The sequence below is a fragment of the Rheinheimera faecalis genome (assembly GCF_021290965.1).
Classification (GTDB): Bacteria; Pseudomonadota; Gammaproteobacteria; order Enterobacterales; family Alteromonadaceae; genus Pararheinheimera; species Pararheinheimera faecalis.
Window position 1 is genome coordinate 1 of the sequence record NZ_JAJOYT010000028.1, and the last position, 1,932, is coordinate 1,932.

Genomic DNA, 1,932 nt, shown 5'->3' on the forward strand with positions numbered 1-1,932 from the left:
CGCAAATCCAGGAGCGCTGGGACGAAAACTCAGTGGACTTCAGGATGGAAAATCCAGCATACCGTGCGGCGGAGTCTTTGTTTAATTATGAAGATGCTTTAGCTGCTGAGCGGGCGATGTGGGGGGGTAGAGATGAAACAAACCTTAATATATCCACAAAGGCAACAATGGCTATCGCGTATCCATTAATTACCTTGGGGGTATATGCAAATGGTCCTATCACTGGTTTCAATAGCGCCAGTGAAAGCGCCAGTAGAGAGCTTTTAAAGTTTAGAGATGGCGTGCCAGGTACGAATGTCTATGGTGTTGGTTCTGATGGCTCCAATGAGCTCATTAAAAGTCATTACTATCAAGAGCTTAGTCAGCATGCTGTTTACCATTTAAATGAGTATTATCAGGGGGATGTACCTGATGGGTTGACAGGTGTGAGGCTGAAAGATATTGGAGCGCCTAGTTTCAGAGCCTACAACCCTATAGATGCTATCGTTGATATGACATCTGATGGGATCACGATGCCGGATGTGGTTGGTACAATGACGTACCCCATTGAAATGTCAACGACTAACGGGATGGTTGTTTTTAGGGGGATTAATGCCACAACACTGCAATCTTTCAGCGGACAAAATATTCTCAAGCATAACCTTGTGAATGAAAAAAGTACTGGAATGATGATGACATCGAAACAAATAATTGAGTGGGCATACCCTCTGCCAAAAGGAAGTAAAAAATGATGCTTAAACATAAAGTTGTATGGTTGTTAGTATTTTTTATCGTTATTTTTATTTCTATATATTCAATGTTCTATGGTTTTTGTAGCTATTCTGACCTTTCTAAAGGTTCTGTGGCTAAGGAGCCTTACGGTTATTTCAAACTGAAAGGTAATGAGGATTACCAGATAATTGTTAACAAAGATAACGTGTATTACCTCTGTAGTTCAAAATATTGCACCTCCGGTAATTACGTAAGTGTTAACAATAAAAAGAACATAATTAAGTTGATGGGGTTTTACAAAAAAACACAGGGACTTGAAATAGAAAAACTAGCTGTGAGTCATGGCTATTATGAGGGAAATTATGAGCTTGCAGTTGAGCACCGAGTGAGTGAACCTTCCCCTGATGATCTGGTTTTTTATGTTCATAGCTCTTGTGGCGAAGAATACTTTTTCCTTGGTAATTACCACCCAGATGGTGCTGTCTTTGTGAGAGATGAAAAAGCTCCGGTGTTCACTCCATACAATTTACAAGAAGATCAAGGATAGTTTGCTGTTCTATTTATCCCGTGTACATGGTTTGGATTGCCGAGTTTACATAGTTGGGGATTATATAAGCAGTAGGTTTTGTTTGAAACTTAAGCAAAGACTCGCTGTTTGCAGCTAAAAACCTGGTGTCGCAGCCAGCTGTCCCGACCGGGTGTTCGGTAGGATTATTTAGGGCTTTTGTAACGCCATTTTGTTTGAAAGTTAAGCAATCTGGCGTTGATTTTTCACTAAAAACAGCCAGAGTGTGAGTTGTATTTTTAGCTCACCTTAAAAATTGTACTCTTTTTAAACAAGTGGCGGCTATTCAGGTAGCCGCTCCCTCTGTCCTACCCGGACATTGTGTCTTGTTGTGATGCAACGGATTTATTTTCTGGCATAAAACCCACACTTTAAACCGCTGGACAGTGAGACGGTGGCCCAAAGCCGCAGCTACACGACCCAGGGTGGTGAGACATTACAGAACCTGGCGCAGATGTTTTTGGGCGACAAGGATTTCTGGTACCTGATAGCGGCGCTGAACGGTTTGGACTCGCCGGATGAGGTCTTACCCCAGGGCAAGGTACTGCATATCCCGGCGCAGGGGACGGCGAGTAACAGCAGTGATGCGTTTAACCCGATAAACCTCAATGAAGTGCTGGAGAACTACCTGCCGGAGGCGGCCTTTGTGCCACCAC

General features: G+C 43.1%; 3 protein-coding genes. All 3 read left to right on the forward strand.

Annotated elements, in window-relative coordinates:
* A partial coding sequence (locus LSG34_RS20590; protein ID WP_233011211.1) for a hypothetical protein occupies positions 1 to 731 on the forward strand: 731 nt, incomplete at its 5' end.
* On the forward strand, positions 728 to 1,258 hold the full coding sequence (locus LSG34_RS20595) for a hypothetical protein (RefSeq protein WP_233011212.1): 531 nt from the start codon (positions 728 to 730) through the stop codon (positions 1,256 to 1,258). The genes LSG34_RS20590 and LSG34_RS20595, both read left to right, overlap by 4 nt.
* Before the next feature lie 412 nt (positions 1,259 to 1,670).
* The coding region (locus LSG34_RS20600) for a LysM peptidoglycan-binding domain-containing protein (protein ID WP_233011213.1) at positions 1,671 to 1,932 on the forward strand (262 nt) is incomplete at its 3' end.